General features: G+C 36.5%; 18 protein-coding genes. 6 read left to right on the forward strand and 12 right to left on the reverse strand.

Features of this window, described 5'->3' with window-relative positions:
- The first annotated feature begins 148 nt into the window (after positions 1-148).
- The 3 genes from FJA49_RS09900 (at position 149) to FJA49_RS09910 (ending at position 2001) form a co-directional block, all read left to right on the forward strand.
- Positions 149-721, forward strand: a complete 573-nt coding sequence (locus tag FJA49_RS09900; protein ID WP_140000817.1) for a 30S ribosomal protein S16 — start codon at positions 149-151, stop codon at positions 719-721.
- Positions 722-734: 13 nt separating this feature from the next.
- The gene (gene rimM, locus FJA49_RS09905; RefSeq protein WP_140000818.1) at positions 735-1259 is read left to right on the forward strand and encodes a ribosome maturation factor RimM; all 525 of its coding nucleotides are present in this window, start codon (positions 735-737) and stop codon (positions 1257-1259) included.
- Positions 1260-1338: 79 nt separating this feature from the next.
- Positions 1339-2001 carry a tRNA1(Val) (adenine(37)-N6)-methyltransferase gene (locus FJA49_RS09910; protein WP_140000819.1) on the forward strand — a complete coding sequence of 221 codons (663 nt, stop codon included), beginning with the start codon at positions 1339-1341 and terminating at the stop codon, positions 1999-2001.
- Positions 2002-2089: 88 nt separating this feature from the next.
- Here FJA49_RS09910 and FJA49_RS09915 read toward each other — a convergent pair whose 3' ends face one another.
- Together FJA49_RS09915 and FJA49_RS09920 are read right to left on the reverse strand one after the other, a co-directional pair.
- Entirely contained in the window at positions 2090-2290 is a 201-nt protein-coding gene (locus FJA49_RS09915) for a hypothetical protein (protein WP_140000820.1), read from the reverse strand.
- A gap of 40 nt (positions 2291-2330) precedes the next feature.
- Positions 2331-2522 (reverse strand): hypothetical protein, encoded by a 192-nt coding sequence (locus tag FJA49_RS09920; protein WP_140000821.1) that lies wholly within the window; start codon positions 2520-2522, stop codon positions 2331-2333.
- A gap of 107 nt (positions 2523-2629) precedes the next feature.
- Between FJA49_RS09920 and FJA49_RS09925 the strand changes: the two genes are divergently transcribed.
- From FJA49_RS09925 to FJA49_RS09935, 3 genes are all read left to right on the forward strand, one after another.
- A complete protein-coding gene (locus tag FJA49_RS09925; protein ID WP_140000822.1) occupies positions 2630-3808 on the forward strand; it encodes an acyl-CoA dehydrogenase family protein in 1179 nt (392 codons plus the stop codon).
- Positions 3809-3883: 75 nt separating this feature from the next.
- Positions 3884-4666: a DUF3050 domain-containing protein gene (locus FJA49_RS09930; RefSeq protein WP_140000823.1), complete on the forward strand. Its 783-nt coding sequence runs from the start codon at positions 3884-3886 to the stop codon at positions 4664-4666.
- Positions 4667-4896: 230 nt separating this feature from the next.
- Positions 4897-6282 (forward strand): T9SS type A sorting domain-containing protein, encoded by a 1386-nt coding sequence (locus FJA49_RS09935; RefSeq protein ID WP_140000824.1) that lies wholly within the window; start codon positions 4897-4899, stop codon positions 6280-6282.
- Between the two features lie 49 nt (positions 6283-6331).
- On the opposite strand, the gene FJA49_RS09940 is transcribed toward FJA49_RS09935, so the two are convergent.
- The 10 genes from FJA49_RS09940 to FJA49_RS09985 all read right to left on the reverse strand — a co-directional run bounded on the left by FJA49_RS09940 (position 6332) and on the right by FJA49_RS09985 (position 18198).
- Positions 6332-6658 (reverse strand): 2Fe-2S iron-sulfur cluster-binding family protein, encoded by a 327-nt coding sequence (locus tag FJA49_RS09940; RefSeq protein ID WP_140000825.1) that lies wholly within the window; start codon positions 6656-6658, stop codon positions 6332-6334.
- Positions 6659-6681: 23 nt separating this feature from the next.
- Positions 6682-7734: an NAD(P)/FAD-dependent oxidoreductase gene (locus FJA49_RS09945; RefSeq protein WP_140000826.1), complete on the reverse strand. Its 1053-nt coding sequence runs from the start codon at positions 7732-7734 to the stop codon at positions 6682-6684.
- A gap of 203 nt (positions 7735-7937) precedes the next feature.
- On the reverse strand, positions 7938-8177 hold the full coding sequence (locus tag FJA49_RS09950) for a NifU family protein (RefSeq protein ID WP_056071984.1): 240 nt from the start codon (positions 8175-8177) through the stop codon (positions 7938-7940).
- A gap of 77 nt (positions 8178-8254) precedes the next feature.
- The gene (locus FJA49_RS09955; RefSeq protein WP_140000827.1) at positions 8255-9382 is read right to left on the reverse strand and encodes an Mrp/NBP35 family ATP-binding protein; all 1128 of its coding nucleotides are present in this window, start codon (positions 9380-9382) and stop codon (positions 8255-8257) included.
- 154 nt (positions 9383-9536) lie between these two features.
- On the reverse strand, positions 9537-10841 hold the full coding sequence (locus FJA49_RS09960) for a TolC family protein (protein ID WP_140000828.1): 1305 nt from the start codon (positions 10839-10841) through the stop codon (positions 9537-9539).
- Positions 10834-13266 carry an ABC transporter permease gene (locus FJA49_RS09965; protein ID WP_140000829.1) on the reverse strand — a complete coding sequence of 811 codons (2433 nt, stop codon included), beginning with the start codon at positions 13264-13266 and terminating at the stop codon, positions 10834-10836. Before FJA49_RS09965 ends, FJA49_RS09960 begins: the two co-directional genes overlap by 8 nt.
- Before the next feature lie 33 nt (positions 13267-13299).
- A complete protein-coding gene (locus FJA49_RS09970; protein WP_140000830.1) occupies positions 13300-15723 on the reverse strand; it encodes an ABC transporter permease in 2424 nt (807 codons plus the stop codon).
- A 38-nt stretch (positions 15724-15761) separates the two neighbouring features.
- Positions 15762-16460, reverse strand: a complete 699-nt coding sequence (locus FJA49_RS09975; RefSeq protein ID WP_140000831.1) for an ABC transporter ATP-binding protein — start codon at positions 16458-16460, stop codon at positions 15762-15764.
- Between the two features lie 53 nt (positions 16461-16513).
- Positions 16514-16957, reverse strand: a complete 444-nt coding sequence (locus FJA49_RS09980) for a hypothetical protein (RefSeq protein ID WP_140000832.1) — start codon at positions 16955-16957, stop codon at positions 16514-16516.
- Positions 16958-16959: 2 nt separating this feature from the next.
- Positions 16960-18198 carry an efflux RND transporter periplasmic adaptor subunit gene (locus FJA49_RS09985; protein WP_140000833.1) on the reverse strand — a complete coding sequence of 413 codons (1239 nt, stop codon included), beginning with the start codon at positions 18196-18198 and terminating at the stop codon, positions 16960-16962.
- Positions 18199-18336 lie beyond the last annotated feature (138 nt).

The raw sequence follows: 18336 nt of genomic DNA on the forward strand, positions 1-18336 counted from the left end.
AAAAATAACATCAAAATCGTAAAACGTCATGATTTCAAAATATGAAAAATGACAAAATTTGCGAACGGAATAATTTGTATTACAAACTTTTGTATATTTGCACCCTTAATTAACAGAGGTCGTGTACCTCGCTTTAATCATATAGATTATGTCTGTAAAAATTAGATTACAAAGACACGGTAAAAAAGGAAAACCTTTTTACTGGGTAGTAGCGGCAGATGCTCGCTCAAAAAGAGATGGTAAATTCCTAGAAAAAATCGGAACTTACAATCCAAACACTAACCCTGCAACTATCGACTTGAACCTTGATAGCGCTGTTAAATGGTTGCACAATGGTGCTCAACCAACTGACACTGCTAGAGCTATCCTTTCTTACAAAGGAGCTTTATTGAAGCACCACCTAGACGGAGGAATCCGTAAAGGAGCTTTGACTCAAGAGCAAGCTGATGAGAAACTAGCTAAATGGCTAGATGAAAAAGCTGGAAAAGTAAACGCGAAAAAAGACAACCTTTCTACTTCTAAAGCAGACGCAAAAGCTAAAGCTCTTGCTGCTGAGAAAAAAGTAAACGAGGATCGTATCGCTGCTGCTAAGCAAGCTGAACTTGAGGCTGCTAAAGCTGAAGAGGAAGCTGCTGTTGTTGAAGAAGAAGTAACTGAAGTTGAAGCATCAACTGAAGAAGCTCCTGCTGCAGAAGAAAACAACGAAGAAACTCAAGCTTAATTTTGATGCGATAATGCGTAAAGAAGAGTGTTTCTATTTAGGTAAAATCGCTAAAAAATTCAGTTTTAAAGGTGAAGTCCTTGTCTATTTGGACACTGATGAGCCTGAGTTATACGAAAATTTGGAATCAGTGTTTGTCGAATGCGGCAAACACTTGGTTCCTTTTTTTATTGAAAACAGTTCGCTTCACAAAAACGACTTTCTTCGAGTACGTTTTGAAGATGTCGACACAGAAGATGCAGCCGATGAGATTATCGGAAATGCGATTTATCTTCCCTTAGAAATGTTGCCAAAACTGGACGGTAACAAATTTTATTTCCATGAAGTCATTGGTTTTGAAATTGAGGACAAACGTTTAGGCGTTTTTGGAAAAATTCAATCCATTAATGATTCAACTGCTCAACCGCTATTTGAAGTTCTTGATGGCGATAAAGAAATTCTGATTCCGATGATTGACCATTTTTTGGTTTCAATCGACCGGGACAACAGAAAAGTAATTATGGACCTTCCGGAAGGACTGATTGAAATGTATCTCTAATCTTTTCGATTTACAATTTTATATTCCTGCAATGTCTTTTCAATTTAAACAATTTTTAGTAGAACAAGATCGCTGTGCCATGAAAATAGGAACCGATGGCGTATTGCTAGGCGCATGGGCTCCCATTGAACACAATCCATATAACGTTTTGGATATTGGAACAGGTACCGGAATCATTTCCCTGATGATTGCCCAAAGAAGCCATGCTGAACAGATTGATGCTTTTGACATTGATGAAGATGCCTACGAACAGGCTGTAGACAATTTCGAAAATTCTTCCTGGAACGACCGATTGTTTTGCTTTCATGCTGCGTTGGATGAATTTATGGAGGAAACTAGTGACCAATACGACCTGATTGTTTCAAATCCTCCTTTTTACACAGAAGATTATTCTTCAGGAAATGAACAGCGTGATTTGGCACGATTTGCCGATGCCCTTCCCTTTGAAGATTTAGCCGAAGCTGGCGGTTTCTTACTTTCCCAGAATGGAATTTTTGCCGTTATCTTACCTTATAAGGAAGAAGAAAAATTCATTGCTTTGGTAAGGGATTTTGACTTATTCCCTGTAAAAATTACCCGTGTAAAAGGAACCCCAACCTCAGAAATCAAAAGAAGCCTGCTGGCTTTTAGCAAGCATCATGTAGAAAATTTTCCAATTGACGAATTGGTTATTGAAATCTCTCGTCACAACTACACTCCGGAATATATTAATTTGACAAAGGATTTTTACTTGAAGATGTAATTCTTTTTATTTGTAAAAACTACTACAAATAAAAAGTCTATTACCCGAGAGCAATAGACACTAATTTTTCATGACACAGGATTCTTTACTATGAATCTTGAGGGCAAAGAAGTTTTGTCAATATTTCGCAGCTATCAGCATGTCCAACAACAACATTACCTGTTCCCGGACAAATGCATGCGATAATATCATTACCACCGCCTCTAATTATTCCGTTTCCTTTAATGGTTTTTTGCTCACCATTGCTTAGCTTGTGAACGCCTTCTAATTTCAAAATGTTTTCTAACATAACCTGTAGGTTTAAAATTATGATAATAGGGCCCAATCATTTAAAGACATTTAGGCTTTATGTCTGTTATCTTAAAATATTCATTCTCTGCATGTTCAAAATCAAATTGTAAGATAAATTTACCGAAAAATAATTTACCAGAGATGGATTCTTTTAAATTTATCCAAGATTTTTTATCAATAACGCAATGATCAGATGCTTTCTTAAAAATTACGGCAACACTTTCTAACATTTGCTGATTGTTTTGTTGCAATTCTTTACGTAAGTTTGCAAACGTTTTCGGAGAAAACAAAAAACAGTTAAAAACAGATAGCCCTGCTATCGAAATGATAAAAAATAATGAGACCCGATCTTTTCCAAGCTCCAGATTATTACCTTTTAGACGAATTATTGTCTGACGAACACAAAATGGTACGTGACGCTGCCCGTGAATGGGTAAAACGTGAAGTATCTCCAATCATCGAAGAATATGCACAAAAAGCGGAATTCCCGAACCAAATCATTAATGGTTTGGCAGAAATTGGTGCTTTTGGCCCATACATTCCAGAAGAATACGGTGGTGCTGGCCTAGACCAGATTTCGTATGGCTTGATTATGCAAGAAATCGAAAGAGGTGATTCTGGTGTTCGTTCTACTGCTTCAGTACAATCTTCGTTGGTTATGTATCCTATCTGGAAATACGGAAATGAAGAGCAAAGGATGAAATATTTACCAAAACTGGCTTCTGGTGAATTCATCGGATGTTTTGGTCTTACCGAGCCTGATTATGGTTCAAACCCATCTGGGATGGTTACCAATTTCAAAGATAAAGGTGACCATTACTTATTGAACGGTGCTAAAATGTGGATTTCTAATGCTCCTTTTGCTGATATCGCAGTAGTTTGGGCTAAAGACGAAACTGGCAGAATACACGGTTTAATTGTTGAAAGAGGTATGGAAGGATTTACAACTCCTGAAACACATAACAAATGGTCACTTCGTGCTTCTGCTACAGGAGAATTGATTTTTGACAACGTAAAGGTTCCTAAAGAAAATTTATTGCCAAATAAAAGCGGACTTGGAGCTCCACTAGGATGCTTGGATTCTGCACGTTATGGAATTGCTTGGGGTGCTATTGGCGCTGCAATGGATTGCTATGATACAGCTCTTCGTTATGCTAAAGAAAGAATTCAGTTTGACAAACCGATTGCCGGAACTCAATTACAGCAGAAAAAACTAGCTGAAATGATTACTGAAATTACCAAAGCACAATTATTGACTTGGAGACTTGGTGTTTTGAGAAACGAAGGCAAAGCGACTTCTGCTCAGATTTCTATGGCTAAGAGAAATAATGTGGACATGGCGATTAATATTGCCAGAGAAGCAAGACAAATCCTTGGCGGTATGGGTATTACAGGTGAATATTCAATTATGAGGCACATGATGAATTTAGAATCTGTTATTACCTACGAAGGAACACACGATATTCACTTATTAATTACTGGATTGGACATTACTGGAATTCCTGCATTTAAGTAATAAACAAATATTAAAGTATCTTAAAAAGCTTCTCGTTATAGAGAAGCTTTTTTACATTTGTAAAAATCCCTCATCATGAAAATTGACACTATTAACGCCAGTATACAGCCACAAAAAGACATTTTATTAAACCACCCGTTGTATAAAAAAATACAAAATCTGGAAGACTTACGGAGATTTCTGGAAAGTCACGTATATGCCGTATGGGATTTTATGTCACTTTTAAAAGCATTACAGTCTAAATTGACTTCTACGACTACGCCATGGCTGCCTGTGGGAAATCCGGAAATCCGTTATCTGATTAATGAGATTGTTTTGGCTGAAGAAACCGATTTGACTCTTGATGGCAAAAGACAAAGTCATTACGAAATGTATATTGATGCGATGAAAGATTGCGGTGCCGATATTTCGGAGATTCAGCGTTTTTTAGAAAATGTCATTACGACTCAGAATATTTTTGTATCGATAAAAAAAAGCGAGTTACATCCAAAAATAAAAGCTTTTCTTGACTTTACCTTCCGAGTTATTGATGAAGGCAAACCGCACGAAATTGCAGCTGCTTTCACTTTTGGAAGAGAAGACCTGATTCCTTCTATGTTTACCGAAATATTAAGGAATTTCCAGGAGAACTTCCCTAATGCTGATTTGCGTAAACTGATTTATTATTTTGAAAGACACATCGAGCTAGATGCTGACGAACACGGACCAATGGCTATGCAAATGATTGAAGAATTGTGTAGCAATGATGAACTCCGTTGGCAAGAAGTAAAAGAAGTATCTGTTCAGGCATTAGAACGAAGAATTGGTCTATGGGATGCCATCGAAGAACAGATTTCTATGAAAGCCGAAATGGCCTAATTCTCATTAAAAATTGCTTTTTTAATTTCTCCACAATCAATTTGCAGTAAATTCTTATAACTATTTAAAAACAAGGTAGTTTTTAAATAGTTATTTAGATTTATTTTAGATTATTTCAAAATTTTAACTTTAAAATTCTAAGATATTTATACCTTAGCGCACTTGTTTTTTTTGTGCAGACAAGTAAATAAAATATCACACCATTATTAATTTCCAATTTTCATATTTCCATGAAAAAAATTACACTTTTTTTGTGCCTTGGTCTTGCTGGTTTTTCAGCTTTGGCACAAAATACACCAAATGTCTTTGGAAGAAAAGTCCAAAGTATCAACCCTAAAACTAGAATAGTTCGATGTGTTTCTTCAGAATACGAATCATTTTTGCAAGAAAAAGATGAGAAAAGGGCAACTACCCAACAATTTGAAGAATGGCTTGCTCCAAAAACAGAAGCTATCAAGTCAAAATTAATAGCGAAGAGAGGTATTGAAGGTACAAACGCTGTAATAACTATTCCTGTTGTTGTTCACGTTATCCACAGCGGACAAAACGTAGGTAGCGGGATGAATATTTCAAATGCCAGAGTACTTTCTCAAATTACCGTTCTAAATCAAGATTTCCGCAAAATGCTTGGAACTCCTGGATACAACACTAATCCTGTAGGCGCAGATGTTGAAATCCAATTCTGTATGGCTCAAGTAGATCCAAATGGAAATCCTACAACTGGAATTGACAGGGTTAATCTTGGAGTTTCGGAATGGGACGAAAACAGCATTGAAACGTTATTAAAACCAGAAACCATATGGGACTCTTCAAAATATTATAACATTTGGGTCTGCCAATTTGGACTTGATTTAGATGGTATCTTAGGTTATGCCCAATTCCCAGGTAGTTCTGGCTTGCAAGGATTACAAGGACCGTATACTGCCAACACCGATGGAGTAATTATTGACTGGAGAGCTTTTGGTTCATCAGATTTTGCCGGAGCCGGTGGAAGTTATTATCCAGGTATTAACAAAGGTAGAACTACCACACATGAAACAGGACATTTTTTAGGACTAAGACACATCTGGGGTGATGGTGGAAGCCGTCAACTAGGGCAAATAGTTTGTGGGCCTACCGACTATTGCAACGATACACCACAGGCTGGTTGGGAAAATTATGATTGTGCAGATATATATGATTCATGTCCTTCATCGCCAGGAAACGATATGACAGAAAACTATATGGATTACAGTAATGACATCTGTATGAATATCTTTACCGCAGATCAGAAGGCAAGGATGATGGCTGTAATGCAAAATTCTCCAAGAAGAAAATCCTTAGGCACTTCAACCGCTTGTCAGCCACCATTAAGCAATCCAGCGTTTGAATTATTACAAGGAATAAAACTATATCCAAACCCTGCTAGCGACGTATTAAACATTGCAGTATCTGATAGCTCTAAAACCCCTGATAGCTATACTATTTATAACAGCCTGGGACAAGTTATCAAGCAAGCTACAACTGTTAGCGAAGGAAACTTAAAAGTTGATACTTCTAATTATGCTACCGGAATCTATATGATTCGATTTACGAAAGGTAATGAGACAAAGACTTTACAGTTTGTGAAAAACTAAAACGAATACCGCATAATAAAAAAGCCTTCTTTCGAAGGCTTTTTTATTTTTAATATTCCGGAGCTAATTCTATTTCTAATCCGTTCAGTTCTTCAGTAATATGAATCTGACAGCCTAGACGACTGTTGGACTTGACAAAGAAAGCCTCTGAGAGCATTGCTTCTTCATCATCTCCCATTTCAGGCAGGGCAACATCATTAAGAACATAACACTGGCAGGAAGCACACATAGCCATGCCTCCGCAAACGCCAATGGTTCCTTCTGGCGCCAATTCGTAGGCACGAACCAGTTCCATGATATTCATATTCATATCTGTTGGAGCCTGAACTTCATGCAAAGCTCCTTCCCGGTCAGTTATTTTTATAGTAACATCCATTTGTATATGGTAATTCAGCCTGATTAATCTATCGATTTAACGACTGCTTTTTCAGCTTCTTTTCTTGTTCCGTCAAATCCGTCTACACCTGAAACAGTTGTATATTTCAATACGTATTTTTTACCCGGATTTAATTTATTGTAAACGCTCTGGCACATCAATGTAGCTTCATGGAAACCGCAAAGAATCAGCTTTAATTTGCCAGGATAGGTATTGACATCACCAATGGCATAAATCCCTTCAATATTGGTCTGATAATCCAATGAGTTATCTACTTTGATTGCATTTTTTTCAATTTCAAGTCCCCAGTTGGCTATCGCTCCTAATTTAGGTGATAATCCAAAAAGTGGAATAAAATAGTCCGTCTTGATATTTCTATGCGCTCCGTTTTCGTCGATATCAATCGATTCCAAATGTTCAGCTCCATTTAATCCTGTAACTTCTGCAGGAGTTATCAAACGAATTTTTCCAGCATGTTTCAGTTCCTGCACTTTTTCTACAGAATCCAATGCTCCACGGAATTCATTTCTTCTATGGATAAGTGTTACTTCTGAAGCCACATTAGAAAGAAAAATACTCCAATCCAAAGCAGAGTCTCCTCCGCCGGCAATTACTATTCTTTTATCTCTGAACAATTCCGGGTCTTTCACGAAATATTCAACTCCTTTATCTTCATAGAATTCAATATCTTCAATCAGCGGTTTTCTTGGCTCAAAGCTTCCTAAACCACCTGCAATTGCAACAGCTTTGCAATGATGTGCAGTTCCTTTATCTGTAGTTACAATAAAACTTCCATCCTCTTGCTTTTCAATAGTTTCCGCCTTTTCATTCAATGTAAATCCTGGTTGAAACTGTTTGATTTGTTCCATAAGATTATCAACAAGATCACCTGCCAATACAGATGGATATCCTGGAATATCGAAAATAGGTTTTTTAGGGTAAAGTTCTGACAGCTGTCCGCCCGGCTGAGGCAAGGCATCAATGATATGGCATTTTAGTTTTAGCAGTCCTGCTTCAAAAACGGTAAACAGACCTGTTGGCCCGGCACCGATTATTAGTATATCTGTTTCAATCATTTTAAAAAAATTCTGAGGGTTCTAAGTTTCTGATACAAAATTCAGGAAACCAAGAGTGATTTTGTATGATAAATATCATGTCATCGCAAGCTTAAGCGCTATTACGAAAACATTTTTGTCCCAAAAACGCAGGACAACTGAGCAATCTAATAAGATTACAGCAAAAAAATCAGGCAACAATGTTGCCTGATGCAAGCTTATTTTTAAGCTACATTAACCACAGTCTCAATCTGTGGCGCATATTTTTTTATGGTAGTTTCAACGCCGGCTTTCAACGTCATTTGATTGACGCTGCAACCTACGCAGGCACCTTCAAGACGGACTTTGACATGTTTGTCGTCTTCAATTTCGATAAGCGAAATATTTCCTCCGTCTGATTCAAGAAATGGACGGATTTCATCCAATGCCTTCTCTACGTTTAATTTGATTTCTTCTGTTGTCATAATGTTGTTTTTTGGACAAACTTTAGATTTTTAGATTTTGAATTGGCTAATAATAACCTTTGCGTAATCTAATAATCTTATTTTTTTACTGCTGAGCATCCAGCCATTGTCGTAATTTTTACGGCTTCTGAAGGCGGCAGGTTTTCATTTCTGTATACAGTTTCCTGAACTACGTTTCTCGCAATATCTTCAAAAACTTTTTCTAATGGAGAAGCAGTCTGTAAAGCAGCTGGGCGACCATAATCTCCCGCTTCACGGATTGACTGTACGATTGGAACTTCGCCCAAGAATGGAACTTCTAAATCTTGTGCAAGATTTTTAGCCCCTTCTTTTCCAAAGATATAATATTTATTTTCAGGTAATTCTTCAGGTGTAAAATAAGCCATGTTTTCAACAATTCCCAAGACTGGAACATTGATTGAATCTGACTGGAACATAGCCACTCCTTTTTTCGCATCAGCTAATGCTACAGCCTGTGGAGTGCTCACTACAACAGCTCCTGTGATTGGCAATGATTGAACTATTGACAAGTGAATATCACCTGTTCCCGGTGGCAAATCGATTAGCATAAAATCCAATTCTCCCCAATCTGCATCAAAAATCATCTGGTTCAGTGCTTTTGATGCCATAGGTCCTCTCCAGATTACAGCCTGGCTTGGTGCAGTGAAAAACCCGATCGAAAGAATTTTAACTTCATAGCTTTCGATTGGTTTCATTTTAGATTTTCCGTCAACAGTAACTGAAATTGGTTTTTCAGATTCTACGTCAAACATAATCGGCATTGACGGACCATAAATATCCGCATCCAATACACCTACGTTAAAACCCATTTTTGCTAATGTTACTGCCAGGTTTGCGGTAACAGTTGATTTACCAACGCCTCCTTTACCGGAAGCTACAGCGATAATATTTTTGATTCCCGGAATAGACTTTCCTTTGATCTCGGTTTTTTCAGGAGTTTCAACCTTGATGTTGACTTTTACTTTGGCTTCTGCTGAAATGTTTTCGTGTATTGTTTTGATAACGTCAGCTTCCGCACGTTTTTTAATATGTAGTGCTGGTGTTGTAAGCGTAAGTTCTACTACTACTTCGTCTCCAAAAGTAAGTACATTCTGAACTGCTCCACTTTCTACCATATTTTTACCTTCCCCAGCAATGGTAATAGTTTCCAATGCTTTAAGAACTTCTTTCCTATCTATTTTCATTTTTGTATAGCTCTCTTTTTCAAGCCTTTAAATTAGACTGATTTTAAATTGCAAAGATAGCATGAAAACTTTGTAATGTAAAGTTAATAGATTGAAAAAGTTTATGGTTAGATAGACGAATTTGGACTATGCCGATTATTGCTTTAAAAAGCGATTACAATTCGTTTTTTTGAATCAGGTTAATCTTCAGAGAAGCATACTGTACCAGTAGATTATTCTTTAAAAAATCATATTCAGAAGACAGCAATTGGTTTTTTACGGAAGTGTAAATCACGGCATCCACTTTCCCGCTGGTAAATTTTGCCTGCGTAGTCCTAAATGATTCTTTGGCATATAGCAGCGTATTCTGCAAGTTTGAAGTCAGTTGGACATATTGTTTTTTCCGGGTAGTTTCCAATTCAACCTGTTGCTGTATCTTGATTTTTTCCTGCTCTGAAACCAATTTGACTTTTTCAGCTTCAATTTTTGATGCTGTAATCTGCCTGTTTCTTTTGAATCCGTTAAATACCGGAACATTAAGCCTTAGTCCTACTTCATGATTTTTATTGTCATCAAATTGGGATTTGAAGCTTGGCAAATTATCGTTAGGTTGATTAATTGGCGAAGAATAAAATGTCGAAAGGCTGTAATATCCTGTAAGGGAAGGAAGATTATCCGATCTTAAGATTGAAATTTCTTTTTTGGAGCTTTTGTACGACAGTTCAGCATATTCTATTTTTGGGTTTTTCAAAAGTGGCTCGTTCGTAGGCTGTGTTTCTTCTGCCAGATATGCTTCAAAGGTTATAGTTTCAAGGTTTTCTACCGGAAAGTTCATCAACTGAAAAAGCTGTAATTTTTGCGTTTCAAATAATTGTTGTGCTTCAAGCAAACGTTTTTCGTCTTGTGAAAAACTTAGCTTGATATCATACAAATCACTTTCAGGCTTATTCCCAATTTCCACTTCTTTCTTGATTCGGTCTAAGTTAAAGGTTGTATTTTGAATTTGCTCTTTTTGGATTTTGACCAATTCCTGTGAGAATAAGACATCAAAATATTTTTCCAGCAGTTGCAGCTTGTATTCATACTCTATAACTTCTTTGTCTGCTTGAGCCAGTTCAATGTTGATCTTGTCTCTTTGAGCAACAGCGAGGTTTCCGAAATTTAAAAGACTCATATTGGCTCCCAAGCTCATATTGTCATATTGGATATCTGAGCTCACCCTGTTGTTTGTACTTGGGTCAATGGTTGAACCAAAGTTATAGCTATGATTTCCCGTCAGATTCACCGTTGGAAATAATTCCAAAAGCGGATGGGTGTACAGCTTTTTGGCTCTATTGATTTCGAGCTGTTTGATTTTTATATCAATATTATTTTGCAAAGCTGTAGCGAAACACTTTTGCAATGACCAGGAGTTTTCTTGGCCATTAACAAAAATGCTCGAAGTAATTAGGAGCAAGCTCAAAATTAATTTCTTATTCATATTTCAGATATTTCAATACATTAACTCGTGTAGCTTGATAGGCTCTTGATAAAACTACAATTAGCATCAGCAACAAAAGCGCTAAAAAGCCTACGACAAACGGAACAATCGAAATATCGATGCGGTAGGCAAAATTCTCCAGCCATTTGTTTAGCAGAAAATAAACAGGGAACAGGGCAATGAGGAAACCGGCAATGCAGAAAACCACATATTGCTTGGAAAGTTCTTTTAACAGCGTTTTCGTTTCTGCACCCAAAGTTTTTCGGATGGCTATTTCTTTCATCCTGCGTTGGATGGAATAAGAAGCCAAGGCAAACAAACCGGAAAGTGCTATAAAAATCACAGCCAAGTTTAGCAATGAAAATAAATTTCTCTGGTTCACATAGGCTTGATACGATCTTGCATAACTCTTATTTACAAAATCATATTTGAACGGATATTCTGTATCTACTTTCTTAATCCAGAAATTTTCTATTTCCTTCATCGCACTTTCCATATATTCTGCATCTATTTTTATAAAAATCTGATGCGCATTCTGAATCATCCACGGAATAGTTTTATAGTGGAAAATGGTCATTGGAGGAATTTCTTCCTGAGGGCCACTAACATGAAAATCTTTAGCAACACCCACAATTTTTAGTTTTTTGTCATTCCAGTTGATTTCTTTACCTATCGGATCTTTTTCGTTCATCAGACGTAAAGCGGCCTCATTAATCAGAATATTTTGCATCGTATCTGTTGAAAGCGAAGGAGAAAGGTCTCTGCCTTTTGCCAGTTTTATATTCATCATGCTTAGCAAATCGAAATCTATTGCCATATTTCTTCCTTGGATAGCTTTCTTATTATATTCATAACCTGAAGAAGCCTGAGCGCCACCCCCAAAGTCAAAAGACCCGATTGAGACTTGCTTTACTCCTTTAATCTTTAGTAACTCTTGACGAATAGTCTCATAGCGCAGTACTATTTTTTCCAGATAGCCTTTTTCTTTAAAATCATACGGATTTCTATAATTAACCTGAACGACCTGATCTCCTTTGAAACCTAAATCTTTAGAGCTCATATAGGAAACCTGTTCGTAAACGATATACGACCCAACAATAAAGAAAGAGGCAATAGCAAATTGCAGGATTAACATGCCGTTTCTAAGCCAGATTCCGTTTTTGCTTCTGCCAAAATTGCCTTTCAGTACTTTCAAAGTTTCGAAGTTTGACACATATATGGCTGGAAAGATACCAGCAAGCAAAACCACCAGACCAAATATCAGCACAATCTGAAGATAGAACTGTCCGCTATGAATAATCAGGTCCTTTCTCAAAAACTCATTATAATAAGGCAATGAAAGTTCTACAATTACCAATGAAATCAGGATAGCAAAACCTGTCATCACAGCCGTCTCGAAAATAAATTGTTTGACAATATTCCCTCTTGAGGCACCCATTATTTTTCGAACCCCTACTTCTTTTGCTCTTTTTATAGCATTTGCAGTGGCTAGATTTACATAATTTACGATAGAAAGTGTCAAAATCAAAAGAGATAGTCCCATCATTATCAACAAGAATTGATAGCTTCCTCTTCCTTCTCCATAATTTGACGTCACAGAATGCAATCTTGCCGCTGTCAATGGTTCTAAAATAATTTTAGAGACTTGCCCCTCGCTATTTTTCTTCCTCCATTGTTCTGGTGTAATCCCTTCTTCTCTTGCCCATTTCAGCTCTCTGTTTTCATGCATTAATCTTTCTAATTTCGATTTTACCGACCCCGTCTGTTCCGGATTTTTTAATTTAAGCATCAACCCATAATTAAAATTTCCCCATTGTGTCCTATCTTCTTCCAATCTTCTATCAATTGTGCTAATAACAACCTCTGGCGCCATAGAAGATTTGCCTGGAACTTTATAGAGTGCTCTTACAACATACTTTTTTTCGGAATAGGTAACTTCTCTTCCTATTGGATCTTCATCCCCGAATAATTTTTGGGCTGCTGCTTCTGATAATGCCATACTGTTATTATCAGCCAGAGCATTTTTTGCGCTTCCTTTTATAAATTCAAATGGGAAAAATTCGAAAAAAGTTTTCTGAGCATCTGTGATTTTCAAAGTTTCCTTTTTTCTCTTGTAGCTCACCATATCTTCCTCATAATCCGCATCAAAATAGCAGTAAGATTCCAGCTCTTCATAGTCTTTAAGATAAGGCTCATAACCTGCCAGATTGGTTGCCCAAAGCATGTTTTCACCAAGATCGGAAATCGAAAGAAATATTCTTTCCTTATCAGGATTCCATTCATTATACGAATGTTCATCATTCCAGTAGAGGATGGCAAAAACCAATCCTGCAATTCCCATACTCAACCCCAAGATATTTAGAGCCGTAAAAATCTTGTTGTTTTTAATCTGATATAAAAATATTTTTAGCCAATTCTTCAGCATAGTATCTTTTTTAATTAGTTAACCCATTAGGGTTTATTCGTATTTTAAATAGTTCAAGACATTCACCCTTGTGGCCTGATACGCTTTTGAAATCACTACAGCTAGTGTCAGTGCCATCAAAAAGAAAAGACCTGTGATGAATGGGATTGGAGAAATATCAATTCGATAAGCAAAATTCTCCAGCCATTTGTTCAATAGCAGGTAGGCCGGAACCAAGGCAATAACAAAACCAATGATACAGAACACTACATATTGTTTTGAAAGTGTTGCAAGCAGTGTTTTGGTTTCTGCTCCCAGAACTTTCCTGATAGCAATTTCCTTCATTCGGTTTTGAATGGAATAAGAAGCCAACGCAAACAGTCCGAAAAGAGCAATCAGGATAACAACAAAATTCAATAGTGAAAACAAATTTCTCTGGCTGATATAACCTTGATATGTTCTTGCAAAGCTCTTATCAACAAAATCGTATCGGAAAGGATATCTTGTATCTAGTTTTGTTGACCAGAATTTTTCTATATCAGAAATTGTCTGCTCCATATTTTCAGGAGAAATCTTTACATAAATCCTACTCAAATAGCTGCTTTCAGAAACCGTTTTCAAATGGTAAAAAAGCATTGGAGGAATTTCTCTTTGTGGGCCATAGGAATTAAAGTCCTCAACAACGCCCACAACTTTCAATCTTCTGATACCCGGCTTGTCGCCGTCATCTCTAAAATCAAATTCTTTTCCTATCGGGTCTTTTTCACCCATCAAAGCAGCAGTCGTTTTATTGATAATTACAGAATTAATCGTATCTGACGCAAATTTTTCAGAAAGCTTTCTTCCTTCTGCCATTTGGATTCCCATCAGATCAAACAGACCAAATTCCATTGACATATTTTCTACTTCAATATCTTTTCCTTTATACCCAAAAACTGTGGTAAAATAACCTCCACCTCCAAAGGAAAAATTCCCGGACGAAACTTCTTCTACTCCTTTTATTCTGAGCAATTCATTGCGGATCATTTCATAATCAGCCGGATTTTTCGCTTCGTTAAAAGGAATATCGATTACCTGATTGCCGTTAAATCCAAGATCTTTGTCCATCATAAAATTTACCTGCTGATAAACAATGTAGGAACCTATGATAAAAAATGAAGCAATCGCAAATTGAAAAATCAACATTCCGTTTCTAAGCCAGGTACCTCGTTTGCTTCGGCTGTAATTTCCTTTTAGCACCTTTAGCACATCAAAATTGGCAATATAGAGTGCCGGAAAAACTCCTGCGGCTATAACCGTTAGAAGAAAAACTGCAATTAGCTGGATATAAAACTGACCGCTACTCAGAATCATATTCTTCGACAAGAATTCATTATAATACGGCAGCAGCAATTCTACTATTACCAGAGCAAAAAGAATTGAAAAGGAAGTGGTGATTACTGTTTCAAATAAAAACTGCCCAACAATCTGTCTTTTTGCAGCCCCGATAATTTTACGGACACCAACTTCCTTGGCACGCTTTATTGCATTTGCCGTTGCTAGATTTATATAGTTTACAATTGAAAGGACTAAAATCAATACAGAAAGTCCGAGCATGATCAGAAGAAACTGATAATTACCGCTTCCTTCCTGATAGCCGTTGTTTACTTTTGAATGCAGTCTTGCTGTTTTTAACTGCTCCAAATATGGGATGTCCAGTCCGTAATTTTTGATATAGGCTTCCGTAGAAATTCCTTTTTCTTTAGCCTCTTTTGTTGCTTGTTTGTCAACATAAATCTGATGAATCTGTTTTTCAACCGTTTCTTTATTTGCAGGATTCTTTAATTTGACCACTAAAAAAGCAGTATGAGATCCCCAATTCTCTGCATTCTTTTTGATATTTTCTTCAAATTCTTCACGGATTACAATTGCCGGTTCTACCGAAGATTTCCCCGAAATTCTATACACACCACCAACGACGCAATTGGTTTCGCCTACTTTTATGGATTTGCCTATAGGATCTTCATCATCAAATAATTTCCGGGCTGTTTCTTCTGAAATTGCCGCATTATTTTTTTCTTTAAGAGCCGTTTTTGCATTTGATCTGATAAATTCAAAAGGGAAAAAAGAGAAAAAGCTTCCTTCAGATTTTAACACTTTTGATACCAGTTCTTTTTTATCTGCATATTCAACAAGTGCTCCGCTGTAAGCCGGATAAAAGTTACAATATTCCTCTACTTCCGGTGAGACTTCTTTTAAGCGAGCCCCTAAAGGCATCACATTATAGGCCAGAAATCCTGACCTTGGCTGATCATTGACCACCTGAAACACATTTTCATTTTCAGGATTCCATGCGTTATACGATTGTTCATCATTCCAATATAAAATGGAAAATACCAATCCCGCAATACCTATACTCAATCCCAAGATATTCAAGACTGTAAACAGCTTGTTCTTTCGGATTTGGTACAAAAATATTTTTAGCCAGTTTGAAAACATACGATTTACTTTTTGAGATTTGTAATTCTTATGCTGCCTTATGCCAAAACGTTCACATTTCTGCTATTCAGTTTTTCAGAAAGAACAATACCGTCTTTCATCAGTATGGTTTTTTGAGAAAAGGAAGCATCATAGTCAGAGTGGGTAACCATCAAAATTGTAGCTCCATTAGCATGCAAATCTGTCAAAAGCTCCATCACTTCATTTCCGTTCTTACTGTCCAGGTTACCCGTAGGCTCATCGGCCAAAATGATTTTAGGATCATTGATTAATGCTCTTGCTACCGCAACTCTTTGTTGCTGTCCTCCTGAAAGCTGTTGTGGAAAATGTCTTAATCGGTGAGAAATTGCAAGACGTTCTGCCATTGCTTCCACTTTTTTCTTTCTTTCAGAAGCACTTACATTGTTATAAATCAGAGGTAATTCGATATTGTCATAAACAGAAAGTTCGTCAATCAGGTTAAAATTCTGGAAGACAAAACCAATATTCTGTTTCCTTATTTTTGATTTTTCGCTTTCTTTTAGTCCACGGATTTCGTTACCCAATAATTGATAGCTACCAGAAGTAACATCGTCTAAAAGTCCGATAATGTTGAGTAATGTTGATTTCCCACAGCCGGAAGCACCCATAATGGTTACAAATTCGCCCTGCTTTACTTCTAATGAAATTTCATTAAGCGCTTTGGTTTCTACTTCTTCTGTTCTAAATACTTTTGAAAGGTTTTGAATTTTGATCATGATGTTGATTTTTTTGATTGTTCGTTTTTTGATTGATGATTGAAACTGATGATTTATTTTTCTATCCATTGGCAGAAATACGATCCCGCAGTCTGTTGTCCAATAAATTTAATTTTGTATTCCTGATTTTCCTGAAACACTACTTCTGTTTCGCCTTTTTCGTCCTTAGAAAATGATTTCTGAAATAACACTTCATTTTGGCTATCTACTACAATCATTTCTAATGTTCCTTTTTTTACTTTGATAGCATACTTCAGCAAAGTGTTGACCTCTTTTGAAGTGGTAATTTTTACAAAAGTTTCGCCTTCATATTCGGAGTATTTTGCTTTTGTAAAAGTGCTACCATTTTCATTTGCCCATTTTTTATCTTTGACAGGCTCGGTAAAATGTGTGCCATAAGCTTTGATATACTTATTAGTGACCAATTCTGCTTTTTGGGCATAGAGCTGAAAAAAGCTCAGGATTAAAAATGCTAATACTATTAAAAATCGCTGCATAATTATTTAAAGTTTAAAATTTCAATTTCTTTATAATCTTTATAGGATGAAGTCACTGCTTTGTCTCCTGCTTTCAGTCCACCTAAAACCTCATAATATAAAGGATTTTCTCTACCCAAACTAATTTCTTTGCGGACTGCTTTATCTCCCTCAACAATAAAAATCCATTTGCCTGAAGTATCTTCATAAAAGCTTCCTTTAGGGAGCACGATACTTTTTGATTTTTCAGAAAGCATCAGCCTTACTCCAAAACTCAAGCCTTGTCTAAGGTCGAGTTTTTCTGTGCTCATAAAATTAAGTTCCACCTGAAATCTGCCGTTTTTTACTTCCGGAATTACTTTTGAAACTGTTACCGGAATCATTTCTCCTTTGTATTCAATTTCTCCTTTTTGACCTTGGGAAACTTTTTCAAGATAAAACTCATCTACATCTGCCAGCAGCTTATATCCTTTCATCACATCAATTTTTCCGATGCTTTCTCCTGCAACGTAGTTTTTACCCAAAACAGGCTCAAAAGAGGACAATCTACCCGCAAGTGGTGCCGTAACCAAAAAGTTCTTTTTGTTATTTCTCAAAATACTCAAGCTTTTCTGCATGATTGCCTGTGATTGGTTAATCTGAGCAATCTGAATTTGGTTAGCCTGTTTTTCTTTTTGGATGCTTTGCTGAATTATGTTTTTTCGTTCTTTTTGAAACCTGAAATTTTCCTGTGTCTTTTCCCATTCGTTTTTAGAAAGAATCTGCTCTTTGAACAATTTCTCATTCAATTCATACAAGCTTTTGGCATCCAGATAATCGTGCTCTATTGCAACCAAATCTTTGGCAAGGTTTAGTTCTTGATTTCTCAAGTCCAGCTTTACCTTATTTAGGTTGTTAATCTGTTCAATCATGGACGTTTCTTGTGTCATATAACCCAGTTCCGTGTTTGGATTATACAATCGTGCTAAAGGCTGTCCTTTTTGTACAAAGTCACCATTGCCAACAAAAATTTCCTGAATTGAACCACCTTCGATAACATTCAACAACATCGAATTCAAAGGTTCTACTTTTGCCTGAAAAACAATGAAATCTTCAAAATAGGCATTCTCAACTGTTTTAATAGTGATTTCACCTTTCTTGACATCCAAACCTCTTTTTTTAGTTACAGAGGAAAACACAACATAAGCCGCCAATAAAAAAAGAGGCAAACCAATTAACAGGTATTTATTTTTTCTACTTTTACGAGGAACGATAGTGTCCATAATTAAATTATTTGTGAAACTATATAACAATTTTGTGCCACGATTTTAAAAATTACAAAGACCTTATAGTACAAGGCTTTTCATTTTTAACCAAAATCCCAGGTGTCCGATAATGAACACTATTTGTCCAAAAACGAA

Source organism: Flavobacterium microcysteis, from assembly GCF_006385255.1.
Lineage (GTDB): Bacteria > Bacteroidota > Bacteroidia > Flavobacteriales > Flavobacteriaceae > Flavobacterium > Flavobacterium microcysteis.

What these genes read in the sequence shown, in the direction of transcription:
- FJA49_RS09940 (WP_140000825.1), bottom strand. Translation starts at nt 6,658, where the DNA reads ATGGATGTTACTATAAAAATAACTGACCGGGAAGGAGCTTTGCATGAA.
- FJA49_RS09935 (WP_140000824.1), top strand. Translation starts at nt 4,897, where the DNA reads ATGAAAAAAATTACACTTTTTTTGTGCCTTGGTCTTGCTGGTTTTTCA.
- rimM (WP_140000818.1), top strand. Translation starts at nt 735, where the DNA reads ATGCGTAAAGAAGAGTGTTTCTATTTAGGTAAAATCGCTAAAAAATTC.
- FJA49_RS09920 (WP_140000821.1), bottom strand. Translation starts at nt 2,522, where the DNA reads ATGTTAGAAAGTGTTGCCGTAATTTTTAAGAAAGCATCTGATCATTGC.
- FJA49_RS09945 (WP_140000826.1), bottom strand. Translation starts at nt 7,734, where the DNA reads ATGATTGAAACAGATATACTAATAATCGGTGCCGGGCCAACAGGTCTG.
- FJA49_RS09950 (WP_056071984.1), bottom strand. Translation starts at nt 8,177, where the DNA reads ATGACAACAGAAGAAATCAAATTAAACGTAGAGAAGGCATTGGATGAA.
- FJA49_RS09925 (WP_140000822.1), top strand. Translation starts at nt 2,630, where the DNA reads ATGAGACCCGATCTTTTCCAAGCTCCAGATTATTACCTTTTAGACGAA.
- FJA49_RS09985 (WP_140000833.1), bottom strand. Translation starts at nt 18,198, where the DNA reads ATGGACACTATCGTTCCTCGTAAAAGTAGAAAAAATAAATACCTGTTA.
- FJA49_RS09965 (WP_140000829.1), bottom strand. Translation starts at nt 13,266, where the DNA reads ATGCTGAAGAATTGGCTAAAAATATTTTTATATCAGATTAAAAACAAC.
- FJA49_RS09960 (WP_140000828.1), bottom strand. Translation starts at nt 10,841, where the DNA reads ATGAATAAGAAATTAATTTTGAGCTTGCTCCTAATTACTTCGAGCATT.
- FJA49_RS09955 (WP_140000827.1), bottom strand. Translation starts at nt 9,382, where the DNA reads ATGAAAATAGATAGGAAAGAAGTTCTTAAAGCATTGGAAACTATTACC.
- FJA49_RS09970 (WP_140000830.1), bottom strand. Translation starts at nt 15,723, where the DNA reads ATGTTTTCAAACTGGCTAAAAATATTTTTGTACCAAATCCGAAAGAAC.
- FJA49_RS09930 (WP_140000823.1), top strand. Translation starts at nt 3,884, where the DNA reads ATGAAAATTGACACTATTAACGCCAGTATACAGCCACAAAAAGACATT.
- FJA49_RS09975 (WP_140000831.1), bottom strand. Translation starts at nt 16,460, where the DNA reads ATGATCAAAATTCAAAACCTTTCAAAAGTATTTAGAACAGAAGAAGTA.
- FJA49_RS09915 (WP_140000820.1), bottom strand. Translation starts at nt 2,290, where the DNA reads ATGTTAGAAAACATTTTGAAATTAGAAGGCGTTCACAAGCTAAGCAAT.
- FJA49_RS09900 (WP_140000817.1), top strand. Translation starts at nt 149, where the DNA reads ATGTCTGTAAAAATTAGATTACAAAGACACGGTAAAAAAGGAAAACCT.
- FJA49_RS09980 (WP_140000832.1), bottom strand. Translation starts at nt 16,957, where the DNA reads ATGCAGCGATTTTTAATAGTATTAGCATTTTTAATCCTGAGCTTTTTT.
- FJA49_RS09910 (WP_140000819.1), top strand. Translation starts at nt 1,339, where the DNA reads ATGAAAATAGGAACCGATGGCGTATTGCTAGGCGCATGGGCTCCCATT.